Origin of the sequence: Terasakiella sp., from assembly GCF_048267425.1 — a bacterium.
In the GTDB taxonomy this organism is placed as follows: domain Bacteria; phylum Pseudomonadota; class Alphaproteobacteria; order Rhodospirillales; family Terasakiellaceae; genus Terasakiella.
In genome coordinates this window covers 1-18018 of record NZ_JBLWXN010000010.1, presented here as the reverse complement: position 1 = coordinate 18018, position 18018 = coordinate 1, and the positions used below count along the sequence as shown (strand labels likewise).

Below are 18018 nucleotides of genomic sequence, written 5' to 3'. Positions count from 1 at the left end.
AAAAACCTCTTCCCGTCAAAGCAGGAAGAGGTTTTTTTGTCTTCTTCAAAAGAAAGAGCTGAGCTTTCCCTTAATGTAAAACGATGTTTACATCAGGTTGGCAATTAGCCTTCTTTCTTTTGTTCCAGAGCGGCACCAAGAATGTCACCCAAAGACGCGCCAGAGTCGGAAGAGCCGTATTCAGCCATAGCTTTCTTCTCTTCTTCAACTTCCAGAGCTTTCACAGACAGAGTAACCTTACGGTTTTTCTTGTCGAACTGTGTAACTTTGGCATCAATTTTATCACCGGCATTGAAACGATCTGTACGTTGATCACCACGATCACGCGCCAGATCACCACGACGGATGTAACCTGTCAGGCCGCCGTCGATTTCAACTTCCAGACCGTTTTCTTCAACGCCAACAACTGTACAAGTAACCACTTGGTTTTTCTTGATGTCGCCAGCAGCAGATTCAAACGGATCTTCAGAAAGCTGCTTGATACCGAGGGAGATACGCTCTTTCTCAACATCAACGTCGAGAACTTTCGCTTTCACAACATCGCCTTTGTTGAAGGAAGCCAGCGCTTCTTCCGGTGTGCCTTCCCATGCCAGATCAGACATGTGAACCATACCGTCAATCTCACCGTTCAAGCCAATGAACAGACCGAATTCGGTGATGTTCTTGATTTCGCCTTCAACTTCAGACCCAGCCGGGTTTTCAGCCAGGAACGCATCCCACGGGTTGGACAGGCACTGTTTCAGACCCAAGGAGATACGGCGTTTGACCGGATCCACATCCAGAACCATAACTTCGACTTCTTGAGACGTAGAAACGATTTTGCCCGGGTGAACGTTCTTTTTCGTCCAAGACATTTCAGAAACGTGAACCAGACCTTCAACGCCCGGCTCCAGCTCAACGAATGCACCGTAATCAGTGATATTGGTAACACGACCTGAGAATTTGCCGTCGATCGGGTATTTCGCGTCCACACCTTCCCACGGATCAGCTTCGAGCTGTTTCATGCCCAAAGAGATACGCTGTGTATCAGAGTTGAAGCGGATAACCTGTACTTTAACAGTTTCACCAATTTGCAGCGCCTCAGACGGGTGCGCAATACGGCGCCAAGCAATGTCGGTAACGTGCAGCAAGCCGTCGATACCACCCAAATCGATAAACGCACCGTAATCGGTGATGTTCTTGACAACGCCGTCGAGAACCTGACCTTCTTCCAGACCTTTAATGAGGTCGCCGCGCGCTTCCGCACGGGCTTCTTCCAGAACGGCACGACGCGAAACAACGATGTTGCCGCGCTGACGGTCCATTTTCAGGATTTGGAACGGTTGAGCATTGCCCATCAACGGTGTCACATCGCGAACCGGACGGATGTCAACTTGTGAACCCGGCAAGAAGGCAACAGCGCCGTTAAGGTCAACTGTGAAGCCGCCTTTAACGCGGCCGAAGATAACGCCGTTAACGCGTTCTTGTGCTTCGAACTGCTTCTCGAGTTTCTTCCATGCTTCTTCACGTTTCGCTTTTTCACGAGACAGGACAACTGTACCGTCTTTGTTTTCATAGCGTTCCACGAAAACGTCAACATTGTCGCCAGAGGACAATTTTTGCGCTTCTTCGCCATAACCAAATTCTTTAAGCGGAATGCGGCCTTCGGATTTCAATCCGACATCGACCATAGCGAAATCGTTTTCTACACGGATGATCGTACCAGTAACGACTTGGCCTTCAAAAAGGGCTTCTTCACCGAATGCTTCGTTAAAGAGGTCTTCAAAATTTTCTACAACAGGTGCTGCTTCAGTCATAATATCAATAGTCCTAATAATGTTGTTACATGCCAAACGGTTGATTCCGTTGGTCTGTCACCAGCCATTGCGTCGAAGACGGGTTGGTCGGGCTGCGCGGTGACTGACAGACGACCATCTTCATGGAAAGTGCAAAAAAGCCTCCACCGTCTCCTGTCTTTGGAAACGCTGCAAGCCCATTTACAGACGTATATTTTAAGTTCGTTCAGAAATGATCGATTTGGCCTGCGCAATAACTTCTTCAATATCCAGATCGGATGTATCCAAAATTACAGCGTCGTCAGCTGCCTTTAACGGTGCGGCAGCTCGTTGGCTATCGCGCGCGTCACGGTCTTTCATATCTTTTAAAACCTGCGCGTATATAGCGTCAAGACCACGATCTTGCAACTCTTTTAGTCGTCTTTGTGCGCGCACCTCGGTTGAGGCGGTAACAAAGAGCTTCACATCCGCATGGGGACAAACCACCGTACCAATATCGCGACCATCCAGAACAGCCCCGTTTTTACCCGCTGGCGGTTCTGCGGCAAAACGTCGTTGAAAAGCCAAAAGCTCATCTCTAACCGATTGAATCACCGCAACTTTTGAGGCAGCCTGGGCCGCTTCATCATGGCGTAATGCGTCGTTTTCAAGGTCTCTCGGCTGCAAATTTTGCGCGGCTGCCAAAGCCAGGTTTTCATCACTCGGATCACCCTGTTCTTGTAACACCGAAAACCCCGTTGCCCGATATAACAACCCGGTATCCAGATAGGCCAAATTCAAATCCTGTGCGACTCGACGCGCCAACGTGCCTTTACCCGCTGCAGCAGGCCCATCAATAGCAACAACAATTGTCATTTTACGCCCCTTCCCCTTGAATTTTAGCCCCCAGACCATTCATCAAGTCATTAAAACCGGGAAAGCTCGTATCAATCGGGGAGGCATCATCAATCCGAACGGGTTGAACTGAAGCCATTCCAAAAACAATAAAGGACATAGCAATACGGTGATCCAAACGGGATTGGATTTCCCCACCGCCTTGCGCCGGGGACCCATCACCATTGACCACCAGATAATCTTCACCTTCTTCTAAATCAACACCGCAAGCTGCCAGACTTTCTGCAACCACGGCCAAACGATCACTTTCCTTGACACGCAATTCTTCTAGACCGTTCATACGCGTTGTTCCCTTGGCAAAGGAGGCGGCAACCGCCAAAATCGGATATTCATCAATCATGCTGGGAGCCCGACTTGCCGGGACATCTACGCCTTGTAACTGTGAATATTCCACCACCAGATCGGCAACCTCTTCCCCCGCTTCAATCCGGCGATTTTCTTCCGTGATCTTTGCGCCCATTTCTTTCAAGGTGGTAAACAGGCCAGTTCGCAACGGGTTCATCCCGACGGCTTCCACCGTAATTTTTGACCCCGGCACAATCAAAGCCGCCACAACAGGAAAAGCCGCCGAACTTGGGTCCGTCGGAACGACCACATCACGGGCGACCAGCTCCGGCTGCCCCGTCAAAGTAATCACACGTCCACCATTGTCTTCATGCACGACCTCAACGTCAGCGCCAAAATGGGTCAACATTTTTTCGGTATGATCCCGGCTGGGGTTGGGTTCAATCACGGTGGTTTTCCCCGGCGCGTTTAACCCCGCCAACAACACCGCAGATTTCACCTGAGCAGAAGCCACCGGCAATTCATAACGGATCGGCATGGGGTTGCTTGTCCCCTGAATCGCGATTGGCATGCGCCCCTTGTCACGTGAGACAAAATTGACCCCAATGGGACGTAGCGGCTTCATCACCCGTTCCATCGGGCGTGAACATAACGACGCATCGCCCGTCATAAAGGTCGTAAACGGCTGCGTTGCCAAAATCCCCATCAACAAACGAGCCGCCGTCCCAGAATTGCCCATATCCAAAACGCCGGTCGGTTCGCTAAAACCACCGACACCACGCCCTTGTATCGTCCAAGTTCCATCCTCTTCTCGTTCCACCGTCGCCCCCAACGCGCGCATGGCAGAGGCCGTACATAAAACGTCTTCGCCCTCTAACAAGCCACTGACCCGCGTTCGACCAACCGCCATTGCCCCAAACATCAGGGCACGGTGGGAAATGGATTTATCGCCGGGGACACGAATGGTCCCGTTCAGGGGGGAACTTTGGTTCGAAATGACAGATTTCACGACGTTTTTAGCCTCCGATAGCAGAATTCCCCGGCACTTTCTTACAGTGGTCCAATGAAGTCAATCAAAGATCCATGTAAAAAAATGCAATTTGGCATCACTCTGAACAAGACATTTTGATTTTTTCATTATACAGTTTTTTAGAAACACCATGATAAATGGGATGGTCGATTTCTCTTATTCGGTGATTTTGCAGTCTTAAAAACCATATGAACTGCGGGTCTCCGGCCTTTGTTGAGCGTTGCGAAGGGAGGATAATATATGAAACCTGAATGGGGCTCTAAACACGAATGCCCGGGATGCGGCGCGCATTTTTACGATATGCGCAAACCGGACGCAGCTTGCCCAAAATGCAGCACCCCGATTAATGACAAAGCTGCTTTAATGGCAAAGAAAGGCGCGGTCGAAAAAGCCCCGCCCCCGAAAATCAAGCGCAATGATCACGACGATCTTGACGATTTCGACGATGTTAATGACGACGACGATCTCGCTTTAAGCGACGACGATGACGACTTCATCGAAGACACCGACGATCTGGTCGGAAACGATGAGTCTGACATGTCGGAAATCATGGAACATATTGACGAGGATACGATAGACGAAAACATCTAGAAAAATATTTTGTACATCCATGCATTTTTATCTTGCATGACGCAAAAAAATAGCTAATTTTGCGCTACCCACTTATGGGGCTATAGCTCAGCTGGGAGAGCGCTACAATGGCATTGTAGAGGTCAGCGGTTCGATCCCGCTTAGCTCCACCAATCGGAACCTCTAGGGAAACCTAGGGGTTTCGTCCATTTTAGGGCATTATTCACAAAGCCCCCAAATCGCTCGGGTAGGCACCGGGTAGGCACGAAGCCACATTTCAGATAATTTGATAATTTTCTTTTCATCGAACTTTTAAAAAGTCGGTGAGCCTGTTTGTGCGTTCAAAGTTCCGCACCAATATAAAGATCACACCTTGACCAACGACATCTTCGGAATTTCGTTTTTAAAAGACGGGGGGAGTAGGGAGGGGTGGGTTTGATATATGAACTGTAAGCGAAACTCCCTCAGACCCCCATGAAAATTGAAGAGTGTCTGAAAATTATTTGAGCACCAGTGCTAAAAATTCTTCATCTGATTTCAGTCTAGTCATACTCATAGTATTCATCACTAAAATCAGGTTCAATATAACCAAAATCGACGATAGAAATTTCTTCGGCAAATTCCACAGTACCTATCTCAAATGGTTCCTCAGAGGAGCCCGTCAGCAAAAATTCAATGAGCAATGGTAAATTTTCTCTAACTTCAACAGAACAGCTATTTCCACCTATAGAAACATAATCCTTATCGACCGAATCACTCTGGGAAAAAGTAGCTTCACCGCTTGCTTCTGCAATTACTTCAGTAAGAATACTAATGACAATCCTGTCTTTTCCGACCTGAATTAGGCGAACATCTTGAGCCTCTACATATGAAAAGTCTTTGTACTCAAGGTATGTTTCGTAAATTTCAATATCCAGATACGAATCACCCTCTCCTAGCGGAGACATATCAGAAACCTGTTGAGCAAGTGCATCCTCAATGTATGTCGCCCAGTCGGGATATTTTCCACTCTCAATATCCGCCATAAAATTACTGGCAATATTTTGTGCGTGCTCGGCATCTGCTTGCAATTTACCTAAAGCAGTTTGAAAATCTGTTTCAACGTCAATCCAAGCCGATTGTTTTGCAAAATCCTGCCAGCCTTTATCAGCCGAAATTGCTAGTATTTTTTTACGATTTTCTTCTGCCCATTTCTCAAGAGATAAAAGGGCAATTGCATCTGGGAACTCGTTCTTTTTATCTCCAGAACTTTCAAATGGAGGAAGAGGTTTAAAGTAACTATTTACCAGCCTTCCCATATCAGCTCTGTCAGCTCGAATAAATCTAAGCCTAGTTTCCTTTTGAAATCTTTCAACTCTATTTTTTACAGCATCTTTAGGCGCCTGAAAGGCGTTTCTGAATTTATCAATATCTTCCGAGCTTAAGTCACCAGAGAGACCTAAATCAGAGCTTCTCCTCACTGCTGTATCAAATTGCCCCCGAACTTTGACCGCTGCGTCAGTCATGTGTTTAATAACTTCACGTACAATGATTTCTGAGAGCACAAATTGCGCCGTACCCTCTTTAAATTGACGCAATTGGCCCAAAAGCCCAGTCTCTAGCGCATATCCATTCTGCGTAAAAATATTAGTATCTAAAGTAACAACATCATAATCCAAAGAACTATACTCCCGCTGACGAATATTTAGTGTAATACCTATTTCAACGTAGGTTTTGGATCAATATTTGACGAAGTTTTCAATGCATTTTCCTGCAACCCACATAACCGCTCAATCATTTCTCGGTTGAATTGTAAGTCTGTTACGATTTCATCCGCTGAAAATCGATTGGCATCCAATAGTAAGTCAACAGCTCTTTGTAGAAGTTTGGGTTTTTCAAAAGGAATCACATCATCTAATGGTTCTCTTTTTCGCATTTTGCGATATGAGATTTGCTTGTACAGATTAGTAACTTGGTCTTCGTCAAAAACACCTAAGTTCTTGCATCTATATACCATTGCTTGAATTGCAACTTTCCATCGTTCTTTAAGGCTAATGAAGCCATCCAACCTAGGTGAAAAAACTTCATTTGGAAAAGACTTACGAGGCAGTAAAAAAGCTCCCGCAAACCGATTAGCCTCTGCTTCAATCAATTTTAAAGTTTTAGGATCTTCAATTTCATCTACCCCCACCCAACGGTGCAAGACCAAATGTCCAAGCTCGTGAGCGAGGTCAAAGCGCGCCCTTACGGCTGAGTCTTTGTTAGACGCCATAAAAATAAAGGGTCTTTCGCCATTCCAAAAAGAAAAGGCCTCAATATTCTCATTGTCCACTTCATAACGGGAAATAATAATCCCTTTACTTTCCAACAATGAAATAACATTTGAAATTGGCCCAACACCCAGCCCCCAAGCTTTTCTGCATTCCTCTGCCGCACATTCAATTTCCTCGCCACTATAACGTCCACTTTCGTCTTGTGCTGAATACGCCGGGACATCAATCGATGGATAATTGATAAATTCGTCAAAAAATTTTGCGGTTTGAACTAAAGTTTTTCCTAGCTCGTCACACATTAAATTCCGTTTTTTAGTTTTCGGCCCGAATGCTCGGAAGAAACGAGGACTTTCATTCCCAAAAACAGGTAGGCTTTCCGATATAAAAAATGAAATTGGTTGTTTTAACGCCTCAGAAATCCTATCCATGGTGGTTGGATCAGGAGCTTTCTCTCCTCGCTCAAACGCAGATATAGCCTGTCGGGTTATTCCAACTTCCCGAGCCAACTCAGATTGGTTCAGACGCATAAGTACTCTAGCGCCTGTTAATTTTGACGGAATCAATCGCCGCCCGGCATTAGATACACGGGCGGCGCTAGGAAATTGCACAATGTTATCGGTCGTCATTTTCTTTGCGCCATCTCTCAATCTCTTCTTTAAGCGTCATTGTAGCATCAAAATCTGTATCTTCAACAGGTGGCAACTCATTGGGGAGCTCATGCGGCAATTGCATGAGGTTCGCTGTTTTATAGATATAACCCATACTATGTCTAGCGTTTGGAACCGCCAGATGGGCAAAATTTAGTTCTTGGTGTCCATGAACCAGCAAAAAGTGGGGTAATCCATTTACCGAATTTTCTTCCTCAAAATCATCCATGTCGAAAAATGGCTGGTTGTTTAGTCGCTTATTTTCTCTAAAGCGAACATTTCGAGGCTGTTGTCTGGGATCGTGAATTTGGCTAACACTCATAACAGAGTGGTTCAATCGAATTTCTAAGTATCGGCCTGTAGGTTTATCAAATGGAACCCATCGGTAATCAAAAGGCCATTGACCTGATTTTATTAGTTTTTCAAAGGCGGCATCTACAGCCCAAGAGATAATACGACCCCCATTATCTATCGCACTCGCAACTTGGAGAATGGGTTCTTCCTGAATCAGAAGGTTTGCAGCTTTATAAGCCGATTTGAGGCTTGTAGGGATGTGGTGGTGAAACTTCACCGGGATTTGATCTTCTAAAAAATGTTTTGCGCTAACGACGGTATCCAATAAAGCCTCCTGATAACCCGCATCTAGATTCTGTCAATGGAAACTAAATACGATTTTTTAATCACTTTGTCAACCAAATTGGATATATCCTTACATATGTATTCCCGTCTATCATAAGGCCAGCTACTCACTAAGCTTAGTTATTCTCTTGAATTCTATTATAGCTTCGACTGGATCAAACCCTATTGCCTCGCCAAAAAGGAATAGGTCTACAACATCAATTTTGCGCTGGCCCTGCTCAACGGTTGCCACAAATGACTGATACCGATTAAGGCGTGCTGCGACCTCTGCTTGGGTCAAGCCAGCCTCTTTTCGTTTCCTAATCAAATATTCAATAATCGCCTTGTGAAGAGGCGAAGCCAAAGTTCGCGACATAAAAAGTATCCAGCCTCAAGGAATGGACACTTCAAATAATCTGAAAAATAGATTATCTAAAATTCAGATATTTTGGAGGTAGCTATGCAGGTTCCGTTACGTTTTATTGTTATATCCGTTGCCATACTCGTTTCAATGAATAAGCCCGGCGCGTGCCAGTCTCAAACCTTTAATGGGGAAGAACTCTACCTCGAAGCCGTCAAAGCATTTGATAAAAAAGATAATATCACTGCGCAGGAAAAATTAAAGGCATCCGCAAACCTTGGTTTCGCCAAAGCTCAGCTAAGCCTTGGGAAAATGCATTTTGCGCAAAACGAATATGAGCTTGCATTCACATGGACAAACAAAGCAGCCCTACAAGGTAATGCTAAGGCCATGACTCTTTTGGGGCACCTGTATTCAATGGGCTATGGTATTCATCGGGATGACAGCCTCGCTTTAAAATGGACCCTTGAAGCTGCCGAAGCAGGAGACCCAGAGGCACAAGTCGGCATGGCTGCCAGATATGCAGACGGCAAAGGCGTCCCTAAAGATTACATTCAAACACACAAATGGCTACAGCTTGCTTGGGATCGTCTACCCGCTAACAATAAGCCCGTTGCTGGAATGGCTATCCGTATACTTAAAGGCACAATTCATCTCATGACAGATGAACAAAGAAGACAAGCCAGACAATTAGCGGAAGAGTGGAGGGAAAAATGAATACAGGGGAAGAGCTTATAGGATTCATGCTGCTTGCCGTATTGGTTGCCGTTATCTTTCGGTATTATTGGCTGCGAGTTTTGTCAGTGGCCGCCATTTTATTTGCATGGGCGTTAGTTGCCGTTGTCGCACCATTTTATTTTGTCGCAGAAGGTTTTTCAAAAGGGAATTATGGCCTTTCATTTTTCACCCTTCTTGTATCAGCCGTGCTATTTATCCCTTGGGTAATAGCCTTCCGTAGTGCGTTAAATTGGATTATGCAGGAAAAACGCTTTGACCGTTGGACCAAACTACCATGGAACACACGATAAAACGAAATATCAGTCAAGTTATGGTCGCCATTTTGTGCAGAAACTATTGGGCTAATTAGCACCTATGTCACAAGCCTTTGCAGGACAGGGACAAGGACATGCGCGCGCTAAAGGTAGCGCAAGTCCTATCCTGCCTGATCCAAAAGGCTGATAATTGAAATATCTTTCCTATGGTTCTTTTCGGCTTTCATGCACGATCCACACAGAGCGACCGTCTGCTGAAACGAGGACCTTTACTTCTTACTTACGCACACGGGGTTAGCATGACTGCTATTCCGTTTGCAGCATATGCAGCGCCTCGTCTCCGCTGGCAAGGGTGATAACCTTAATAGCAGAGCTTTCTATAAGCTTTTGAATTGCTCGATTTACGCTACGCTTCACAGAGTCAGGAGAAGAAGGGTCAGAAATTTTGGCCTCTTCCTCAAGCACGATTGCGATAACACTATCCTTTAGCCTCTCTCTTGAAATAACTTCTATGGTTTTCCCTTCGTGGGTAACCATTTCTGTTTGCCCCAACACTGTCGCCATTTCATAGGCTTCTTGTAGAGCGTTTTTGTATTTTGAAAATGGTTTGGAAAAAGTATCACCTTCCCCAGTCTGCGCACCTTCAACTACCCGTGCAACCATGCTGCTTTGCCCTATTGGAAGCGCAACTGGGTGCAATTCATATTCTGTCCTGCTCTTTTCTCCTGCCCCATCCCGCACTTTAGGTAGATAAATAGCTGTACGGTTTTGACCAATGCGTACAGCCGTAATTTTTAAATCGGCAGTCCCTCCAAATACAACAGAGCCTCTGGCCTCACTTTTTACCCTGCCTTTGGCAGGATGAGTAATCCCCAAAACAAACGCGCCTGTCGCATTTGAAAGCTCAATTAGCTTGTTCATTGAGCGCTGGACAATGGCAGCATCATTTTCTGCCGACAATGAGAAAACCCCTGAAAGCGTATCCAGTACAATTAAATCAAGGCTCACATTTCCTTCCATCTCTTTTAAATCTTTTGAAAGTGAGGTGATTTGTTGTTTTGCCCATTGGAAACGGCTGTCACTTTGCCAATCTCCAATGTCATAAGTGTATATAGGAAGGCCCGAGAAGCCTAATTCAAGAAGCCGCGACCTATCCTCAAAGGAAAGGTCATAGTAGGCCGCATCAATTCGATCCTCGAAAAAGGCTAGCCCTTCGCTCAGGACAAAAAGAGTGGCTCCGCATTCTTTCCTCGTAGACCTGTCAAAGCCGTCTTTTTCAGCAATTTTCCATTTGCCAAAAAACGGTTTTCCCGTTGCAAGTGATGTTGCCATTGCCAGCGCAGTAAATGTTTTACCAATGCCAGAGTCGCCAATAAATAACCCTGTGCCTATTTCAGGCATAAATTCCCCAATGAGACGGGCGACAGGGTTTGAACGAACCCCCGGCTGATGCAATTTGATACTTGTTCGACCTGCAAAGTTCATCATCACACCTCTTTGGCACTTTTGATGATTTCCATCAACTCGCTCCATTTGCCAAGATAGGCGTTATAAACGAGTTCTTTAGCCAACCTTTCAGCTCGACCACGATCCTTGCGCCCCTGCTTCGAAATGATATGTCGCATCAAAAAGCGAGGAAAATCTGTCCAGCGTTTATCGGATGCCATTTGCCAATTGAGGTTATCAATTCGGACAAAAGCCGTTCCTAACTCTCGTTCCCAGACGTACACAGACCCAAACTGTGGATCATTTTGAAAATATCCCTGATTATCACATAGGTAAGTTAAAAGTTCTCGGTTTGCCGCCTCATCATAAAACGTCAGATTTTCTAGGCCTTGAAGAACAGAAATATCTTTTCCTTTAAACGCATGGCTTGGCAGAAAAGATTGACGCCCAGTTTCTTTTTTTACCATCAGTCCTTCCCTCCAACAGGAATGCCCGTTGCTCGCATGGGCTTTGAAAGTCTAGACTGCGCCCATTCATCTAAATCCTTAAGGGCGTAAATCGGATATTTCCCAGCTTTATAGAACACTGGCCCGCCACCAGTCGTCGCCAGTTTAGCCAACCATTGACGGGAACAAGGGAAGCCCCACGTCTTTGTGATATAGCGCGCTGCTTCATCTCTGCGCACAAAGTTTGCAGGCAGTACTTGATTATCTGACATTTCTAACCTCGTTTTATATTTCAGGGATATTCCTGTAAATCGCTAACGAGGGTACAAAGAATTTTTAGGGAATGCGTGGTGTGTCAAACTGACCTAGTTAACCACTCCCTTTAACGGGACTATCTGGTCTTCCGTTGATACGGTAAACTTTAGCTGCTCGCTCCAAAGCGTTTTGTGCAAGACTTGTGCGTTTAGAAACATCATCTTGAAGTTTAGGGAAAAATTTCTCTGGATCGGCTTCATCGAACGGTGTGTTCTTGCGCCACTCCTTCCATGTTCGGCGTTTGATCCCAAATTTTTCCTCAATTGTAACCACTGGCTTTCTGTCTGTAATGAGGCCTTTCCTCGCAAGATTTGCATATTGAACTGCCGTTGCAATTGCACCTTTAACCTCGGGACCATAATTAGGCGCGTGGGGTTTAACCACAGCCTTAAAGGTATCAGGCATTCTTCCTGTCAGGAGTTCTTCAAGTACAGTGCCCAGATAAACTGCGACTTCTGGGGGAAATGCTTCCCGAGGATGATTTGCTGAATGATCATTGTTAAGAGGTTTCAAATTCTCATTGGAAGAATACGCTCGCAGCACTTCATAAACTGCCTGCCACTGCTCTCTTTCCAGCTCTCTAGAGAGTGATCCGTCTTTTATTTTGTTGCTTAGCCGCTTCCCAAGAACTTCACAATATTGATCCTGATATGCCGTAGCGACGGGTCTATCGTCTTTATCTTGCATCATTGATCCCTATCACATTATCACTCAATGGTTTCTCTCCCATCGCAGCCGCGAGTGAATTGCCAATGCTATTTGAAGCTCTGCGCAAAGGATCGGTTTCAAGATGCGCATAACGCTCTGTGGTTCGCAATTGCGTGTGCCCTAGGAGCTTTCCGACAATGGGCAACCCAAAACTAGCCCCAACGCCGAAAGAGGCGTGAGTATGGCGTAAATCATGGATGCGCACACCTTCCAGCCCTGCTCTACGTGTCACGGTAGACCACGGTCTCTTCAAGTCGGCACGCGGCTTTTCTTCGGCCTGTCCGGCACTGTCACTTGCAATGACGTATTTCCCAATACGAGGTAAGCCAGCGATGATCTGTTGTGCGGGCGCATTGAGGATAATCGTTTTCTTCCCTGTCTTACTATCTGGCAATAAGAGAATCCCGCGTTCCAAATCAACGTGCCCCCATTGTAACGTCAAAATCTCACGCAACCGTGCCCCAGTCAAAATGAGCAAGCGTATGGCTCCAGCGACATGTGGGCTGAGCAAAACGCGACGGTTTTCAGTTTTTGGCGCATGTTTAGACGTTGGCTTGCTTTCATCCACTTCGTAAGGGATGCCATCTGTCTCTCCTTCCCTGATAGCAGCGCCCAACCGTTCCAATTCTTCCGTTGTTAAGAAACGCTCCCGTTTCTGTTCCTTGAATTTCTCAATTCGAGTGGCAGGATTAAAGGCTTCCGGCACATACCCATGCTTGTCTGCCCATGCGAACATAGAACCAATGACGGCAAGGGTACTATTAGCAATAGACGGAGTGTCTTTCATAGATAAGTGCGCAAATGCAACGTCTTGCTTTCGTAGGTTAATAGCCCTTTTTGTCCCTAATCGCGGCTTTATATGATTTTGAAGAATATGTCTGTAAAGCTCCTGAGTAGTCACCTTAAGTTTTATCTTAACATGGCGTTCCTCATATATGTCGCAAAGAGCAGCAACCGTTATGGCTTCTCTTTGCTCTTTCTTTTTCATGGCGGGGTCTTCGCCTTTGGCTGCATCGGCAATTGTAAGCTTAGCTAAATCCCGTGCCTCATCGGGAAGTAACTTCAAAGTGCTACCCAACGTGACGCGACGTGTTGATGCGCCCCTACCTACACCATTGCGGTACTCAGCGAAGTATGACTTTGAGCCTTTGGGAGTAACCATCAAACCGAACCCTGTTAGCTCCGTATCATAAACATACAGGCGCTTATTCTCATGTGGTTTGATTGCAGCGACATTGCGTTTGGTAAGCTTCATCCGTGCCATGTGTATCTCCTTCCCGTTCCTCATTCCGTTTTGCCTTGGGTAGGCACTGGGTAGGCACCATTCAGGAAATTTGAGGAAACTCAGTGAACCAATATCTGACTCCAGAAACTCTATAATGTCAATAAATCAATGATATATGGAAAGATCAGAAAACCACAGGAATAAACAGAAAACTAATATCTCTAAAATGGCATTGTAGAGGTCAGCGGTTCGATCCCGCTTAGCTCCACCATTACAGACGGACATTCAGACGGTGACGTGGAATGTCCGTTTTGTTTTTTGCTGTCAGAAATCACTCTAATTGAGACTACTCACTCTATTTGCGACATTTCTCAATCTAAATGAGACTTTATCAAACTACGTAAGATAAAAACGCTAATCAAAAAGCATAATTTGTTATTTTTTAACAATGAGCTAACTTCATTTTTAGCAGCTTATACAAAATTGTTTTTTCTCGCATAAGCTGCTCGGCGTTTTTGACGTATGAAGTGCCTGAATGCAGGAATCGCAAGGCAAAAAGCAAACACCCCTAGTCCAATGCTATATACCTGCTGATCTGGCCTTTCAAGAAGCTGAAGCCCATAACCAACGCCGCCACCAAGCATCACACCCAAAAAGCCTCCAAACAAGGTTTTCCCTTTTTCGTTCCGAGCTTCCTCAAAAGTCAGTAACTCCACGTGTTCGGAAAAAAGGGTGCTCGGCATTTCGCGTGTTGTAAGTGCTTTCAACACGGCATCAAATTTTGGGCGCACAGTTTTCTTATAAATATTAGAATTCCGATAACGATCAACCTTATCCACACCAGATAACTTTTCCAACCGTTCAAACATCACACCTGGATTTTCTGCAATAAAGTGTCCTGTATCTAAATTTATAAAAGCAAGCTCATGCATCATATTGGTCTCTGAGAACTAACCAACGACAACAGCAACACGGGAACCCTCCCGTGCCGGGAACTGATCCTGACTAAACTTCCAGACCACTTCCTTACCGGTATCATCAAATTTTACATAAAGCCGACGATCTTCGACCTCTTTGGAGCGGATAGTGATTGGACGTTGAGCCATAATAACTGTTTTACCGATCACGTACCCAATTGAGGTTCCGCCGCCTTCACCTGAGACATCGGCATATTTACTGACATTTTCTCCCACGACTGTTGCAAGATAAATTTGAAATTGCACCTCAGAATTATGACCGAGATAGTCAAATGTTGTTGAGGTAAGTGAGTGTGATACGAGAGTTATTTGGTCATTCATTGGCTTATCTATTCATCCGCATAATACAACGATCTGATGAAATATGTATTATAATACATGGCAAAGCCAGCCTGAAATTCGTTCTCTCATGGAATGGATATTCGACATACAGTTGGCAATAACATCAAAGAACTTCGAAAAGCGGCGGGCCTGTCGCAAGAAGAACTTGCTGCGCGTATGGATGTAGACCAAGCCTATATTAGTCGCCTGGAAGCTGGTGAGAAAAATCCGACGATCTTAACCCTCTGGCACGCTGCCCAGGCATTGGGTTGCGAAACACTCGCGTTGTTCAAAGAGTAATAATTCAGTAGACCGACTTCTATAATTCAATGTAATTCATCACCAATATGTATTATGATACATGAATTCTGGCGCATGTATTTTGGTTTAGGATTTGGTTATTCATCATTCCTGAGGCGAATATGTGCCCACTCAAAACAAATTTATGGCCCGGACGACCTTCACCCTTTGGCGATGAAACCTTTTCTTCATGGTTTACCCGAGTAGCCCATTCTAACGGATTATCTCCTACTGAATTACATTCAGTTTGTGTACCCGGCTCCCATATTTTTCATGTAGATATTGATCGATTTCCTAACAGCTTACTTATCAAGGAATTAGCTCAAAACACTGGTTTTCAAAGAGCAGAAATAGAACCTTTGACCTTATCCAGATATCACGGAATCGTATTTGCAGATCAATCTCCCAAATCCCGCCTTATATGGCTTCCCCCTGCCAACGTATCGATAAAATCATTCGGCCAACAAATATGTCCGTCCTGCCTTCAGGAAGATAAAAAGCCTTACACTCGAGTTCATTGGCGACTTTCTTTTGTGACCCTATGCCCCATACACCGACTTCTTCTCATCGATAGGTGTACTAAGTGCGGCAATCCCATTTCGATTTTGAAGCTGGATCCAATATTGGCATTCCATCGCTGTTTTTATTGTGGAACCAGTCTACATTCCAACACTTCCCATGAGCCCCCTCAACACGCTTTCATTTCACAAGAGATATTGATGCGTGTAGCAAATGGATCTTGGGCTGAATTAGGCAAAAAGCACATTCATCCCATTCTATACTTTCGACTGCTCAATTATATGTTTCGACTTATCGGATGCAGCCGTTTTTCAGCAGGCTTGCAAGATGAATTAGGGCATGGCGTCATTAATATCCCAAAATTCCGGGAAATTGAGCGATATAACGTCAGGTGCAGGAACATTCTGCTTAACCTGAGCCTTACCTTGCTAAAGGAATGGCCTGAAAAATTTATCCATACATGCCGTCAAGTGGGGATCAGCAGGAACAAACTGTTAAAAATGAAATTCGATCATCCATTCGAATTAATTTCACAAATTGATCAGCACTTAGGAGAGCCATTCTTCAAAATAACCTCAGAGGACATCAAACAAGCGGCTGAATATCTCAAAGCCAAAGGAGTCGCCCCAACCCGTAAAGAATTAGAAGACCTACTCAATTTTAGATTTTCAAAATCTCATAAATTCTCTTTTAAGAAATCATATAACCGTTTACCATCAGGTCAGTCTCGATACTGGAAACTGGATGGAGTAAGTCCGGAAGTGAAAGATGCCGCTAAAAAAGCAGCCCGACGTGCCGGCGAAAATGTGGGAGCATGGGTAGATAATGTTCTGAGGAAAGAACTAAATAGGAGGGATAATGAATAACATTACTCCTGTTCGCCGCATCCCCAGAAAAAACCGTAGTCTCTCCGGCGAAGTCAGCGTTCCCAGACTGAAAATCAGTGTCGCATATGAATCCGGTTTGGAACGAGACTTTGTGTTCATTAATGCAATAGACCCCAAAGTCAAAAATATTGTTTCCCAGCCCTGTCGCATCCACTTCACCGATAAAAACGGCCAGGAGCGCCATTATACTCCAGATTATTTGCTAACTTTTGCCTCAGCAAAAACACGTCCTCAACTCATTGAGATAAAATATTCAGAAGAACTGCAAGAAAAAGAAAATGAGCTTGCGACTAAGTTCAAGGCAGCCCGACGTTATGCAAAAGATCAGAACTGGAAGTTTTTAACATTAACAGAGAAGGATATACGGACACCCACCCTAGGTAATGCTAAACGCCTTCTACCGTTACAAGCACCCACCCCTAACCCGGACAAATCAAGTATATTGTTTACAAAGGCCACCACCGGTCAGTCGATTGAACGGTTGCTTGATAAGGTTGAAGCCGACGGCATGAACAGGGCTGGTGCCTTTAATACGATTTTATCGCTGATCGCACATTCACAATTCATTGTAGATCTCACTCAGCCTTTAACGCCAGCAACCATTATCCGCAAAATTAATAAAGGGGATGATCATGGCTAAGCTCAGCTATCGTCCCGGTTCAGAAGTCCTTGCCAATGGAACAAAAGGAACCATTGAAAAAGCTCTGGATGCTGATCGACTCATTGTACAGCTTGAAGGATACAAAGAACCGAAGGTATTCCACCGTGTCAATTTATCCCCAGTTCCTGCTGATGAACCAAAACAAAAAATCCGCGACGCAATTGCACACGAAGACCTTAAAGAGGCTGAAAAACGTCTAACAATTATAAAGCCTCTGCTTGGGCAACGTATAAAAGGACGGGCTGAACTTGAAGTGTTCGCTAAAGAAGTAGGGTATTCTGCATCAACTATCTATCGTTGGCTTTCCGATTATGAAGATAGTGGAATGTTAAGCGCGTTAGCTCCCAAACGAAAAGGTAGTCAAAAAGGGCAGCGGCGAACGGACCCGCAAGTTGAAGCCATCATAGAAGATCGCATCCAAAATGATTTTCTCAAACGTTCACGCATTTCAAAAACTGAATTACATCGCTTAATTTCGAACGACTGTAAAAATGCCGGATACCCTGCTCCAGGCTATGCAACCATCTGTCGCTGGACCTGTCCTGAAAAAGTGGAGTGCGTCTCACTCACTTATCCAGCCCGCCTTTCAAACTGAATGGGGCTGAGGCCATTCAGATATGAATGACGACGTCGGGCATTGTAGAACCCGTTTATATATTTGAACAATTCCTTTTTGGCATGATCGCGTGTCTGGAAGGCAATTTTCCAAACCATTTCCGCTTTCAAGGTTTTGAAGAAGGTCTCGACAGCGGCGTTATCATAACAGTTCCCCTTGCCAGACATCGACTG

The 18018-nt window shown here is 45.1% G+C and carries 22 protein-coding genes, 1 tRNA gene and 1 pseudogene; 9 read left to right on the top strand and 15 right to left on the bottom strand.

The genetic code is table 11. The annotated features are described in order from the left end of the window. Positions 1-104: 104 nt before the first annotated feature. The 3 genes from rpsA to aroA form a co-directional block, all read right to left on the bottom strand. A complete protein-coding gene (gene rpsA, locus ACN0VA_RS14620) occupies positions 105-1796 on the bottom strand; it encodes a 30S ribosomal protein S1 (protein WP_417821867.1) in 1692 nt (563 codons plus the stop codon). A gap of 195 nt (positions 1797-1991) precedes the next feature. Next, positions 1992-2630, bottom strand: coding sequence for a (d)CMP kinase (gene cmk, locus ACN0VA_RS14615; RefSeq protein WP_417821866.1), 639 nt, complete (start codon positions 2628-2630; stop codon positions 1992-1994). Position 2631: 1 nt separating this feature from the next. After that, positions 2632-3963, bottom strand: coding sequence for a 3-phosphoshikimate 1-carboxyvinyltransferase (gene aroA / locus ACN0VA_RS14610; protein ID WP_417821865.1), 1332 nt, complete (start codon positions 3961-3963; stop codon positions 2632-2634). Positions 3964-4224: 261 nt separating this feature from the next. On the opposite strand from aroA, the gene ACN0VA_RS14605 reads away from it, so the two are divergent. Next, a complete protein-coding gene (locus tag ACN0VA_RS14605) occupies positions 4225-4575 on the top strand; it encodes an FYDLN acid domain-containing protein (protein ID WP_417821864.1) in 351 nt (116 codons plus the stop codon). A 76-nt stretch (positions 4576-4651) separates the two neighbouring features. Continuing rightward, positions 4652-4727 (top strand) — tRNA-Ala (locus ACN0VA_RS14600). 369 nt (positions 4728-5096) lie between these two features. Here the strand turns inward: ACN0VA_RS14600 and ACN0VA_RS14595 are convergent. From ACN0VA_RS14595 to ACN0VA_RS14580, 4 genes are all read right to left on the bottom strand, one after another. Further along, a complete protein-coding gene (locus ACN0VA_RS14595) occupies positions 5097-6212 on the bottom strand; it encodes a PIN domain-containing protein (RefSeq protein WP_417821863.1) in 1116 nt (371 codons plus the stop codon). Between the two features lie 38 nt (positions 6213-6250). Then, complete coding sequence (locus ACN0VA_RS14590) at positions 6251-7432, bottom strand: helix-turn-helix domain-containing protein (protein WP_417821862.1); 1182 nt, start codon at positions 7430-7432, stop codon at positions 6251-6253. Further along, entirely contained in the window at positions 7419-8072 is a 654-nt protein-coding gene (locus ACN0VA_RS14585) for a hypothetical protein (protein WP_417821861.1), read from the bottom strand. Before ACN0VA_RS14585 ends, ACN0VA_RS14590 begins: the two co-directional genes overlap by 14 nt. 123 nt (positions 8073-8195) lie before the next feature. Continuing rightward, positions 8196-8447, bottom strand: a complete 252-nt coding sequence (locus tag ACN0VA_RS14580) for a helix-turn-helix domain-containing protein (protein WP_417821860.1) — start codon at positions 8445-8447, stop codon at positions 8196-8198. A gap of 84 nt (positions 8448-8531) precedes the next feature. On the opposite strand from ACN0VA_RS14580, the gene ACN0VA_RS14575 reads away from it, so the two are divergent. Continuing rightward, positions 8532-9149, top strand: coding sequence for a hypothetical protein (locus ACN0VA_RS14575; RefSeq protein ID WP_417821859.1), 618 nt, complete (start codon positions 8532-8534; stop codon positions 9147-9149). Continuing rightward, positions 9146-9460 carry a hypothetical protein gene (locus ACN0VA_RS14570; protein WP_417821858.1) on the top strand — a complete coding sequence of 105 codons (315 nt, stop codon included), beginning with the start codon at positions 9146-9148 and terminating at the stop codon, positions 9458-9460. The genes ACN0VA_RS14575 and ACN0VA_RS14570 overlap by 4 nt, the downstream gene beginning before the upstream one ends. A gap of 270 nt (positions 9461-9730) precedes the next feature. Here ACN0VA_RS14570 and ACN0VA_RS14565 read toward each other — a convergent pair whose 3' ends face one another. The 7 genes from ACN0VA_RS14565 to ACN0VA_RS14535 form a co-directional block, all read right to left on the bottom strand. Beyond that, the gene (locus ACN0VA_RS14565; RefSeq protein ID WP_417821857.1) at positions 9731-10912 is read right to left on the bottom strand and encodes an ATP-binding protein; all 1182 of its coding nucleotides are present in this window, start codon (positions 10910-10912) and stop codon (positions 9731-9733) included. Continuing rightward, a complete protein-coding gene (locus ACN0VA_RS14560; protein WP_417821856.1) occupies positions 10912-11337 on the bottom strand; it encodes a hypothetical protein in 426 nt (141 codons plus the stop codon). The genes ACN0VA_RS14565 and ACN0VA_RS14560 overlap by 1 nt, the downstream gene beginning before the upstream one ends. Then, positions 11337-11588 carry a DNA-binding protein gene (locus ACN0VA_RS14555; RefSeq protein ID WP_417821855.1) on the bottom strand — a complete coding sequence of 84 codons (252 nt, stop codon included), beginning with the start codon at positions 11586-11588 and terminating at the stop codon, positions 11337-11339. Before ACN0VA_RS14555 ends, ACN0VA_RS14560 begins: the two co-directional genes overlap by 1 nt. A gap of 97 nt (positions 11589-11685) precedes the next feature. Then, on the bottom strand, positions 11686-12321 hold the full coding sequence (locus tag ACN0VA_RS14550) for a hypothetical protein (RefSeq protein WP_417821854.1): 636 nt from the start codon (positions 12319-12321) through the stop codon (positions 11686-11688). After that, positions 12308-13603, bottom strand: coding sequence for a tyrosine-type recombinase/integrase (locus ACN0VA_RS14545; protein ID WP_417821853.1), 1296 nt, complete (start codon positions 13601-13603; stop codon positions 12308-12310). The genes ACN0VA_RS14550 and ACN0VA_RS14545 overlap by 14 nt, the downstream gene beginning before the upstream one ends. A 434-nt stretch (positions 13604-14037) precedes the next feature. After that, entirely contained in the window at positions 14038-14499 is a 462-nt protein-coding gene (locus ACN0VA_RS14540; RefSeq protein WP_417821852.1) for a hypothetical protein, read from the bottom strand. A 15-nt stretch (positions 14500-14514) separates the two neighbouring features. After that, positions 14515-14787 carry a hypothetical protein gene (locus ACN0VA_RS14535; protein ID WP_417821851.1) on the bottom strand — a complete coding sequence of 91 codons (273 nt, stop codon included), beginning with the start codon at positions 14785-14787 and terminating at the stop codon, positions 14515-14517. 168 nt (positions 14788-14955) lie between these two features. Here ACN0VA_RS14535 and ACN0VA_RS14530 point away from each other — a divergent pair, with 168 nt between their 5' ends. From ACN0VA_RS14530 to ACN0VA_RS14510, 5 genes and pseudogenes are all read left to right on the top strand, one after another. Next, a complete protein-coding gene (locus ACN0VA_RS14530) occupies positions 14956-15162 on the top strand; it encodes a helix-turn-helix domain-containing protein (RefSeq protein WP_417821850.1) in 207 nt (68 codons plus the stop codon). 122 nt (positions 15163-15284) lie between these two features. After that, a pseudogene (locus tag ACN0VA_RS14525) lies at positions 15285-15716 on the top strand (TniQ family protein); the annotation flags it as partial. 165 nt (positions 15717-15881) lie between these two features. Continuing rightward, on the top strand, positions 15882-16547 hold the full coding sequence (locus tag ACN0VA_RS14520) for a hypothetical protein (protein WP_417821967.1): 666 nt from the start codon (positions 15882-15884) through the stop codon (positions 16545-16547). After that, on the top strand, positions 16540-17208 hold the full coding sequence (locus ACN0VA_RS14515) for a TnsA endonuclease N-terminal domain-containing protein (protein ID WP_417821849.1): 669 nt from the start codon (positions 16540-16542) through the stop codon (positions 17206-17208). The genes ACN0VA_RS14520 and ACN0VA_RS14515 overlap by 8 nt, the downstream gene beginning before the upstream one ends. Then, a complete protein-coding gene (locus tag ACN0VA_RS14510) occupies positions 17201-17824 on the top strand; it encodes a helix-turn-helix domain-containing protein (protein WP_417821848.1) in 624 nt (207 codons plus the stop codon). The genes ACN0VA_RS14515 and ACN0VA_RS14510 overlap by 8 nt, the downstream gene beginning before the upstream one ends. Here the strand turns inward: ACN0VA_RS14510 and ACN0VA_RS14505 are convergent. After that, a partial coding sequence (locus tag ACN0VA_RS14505; protein WP_417821847.1) for an IS3 family transposase occupies positions 17800-18018 on the bottom strand: 219 nt, incomplete at its 5' end. The two genes, ACN0VA_RS14510 and ACN0VA_RS14505, sit on opposite strands and share 25 nt — an antisense overlap.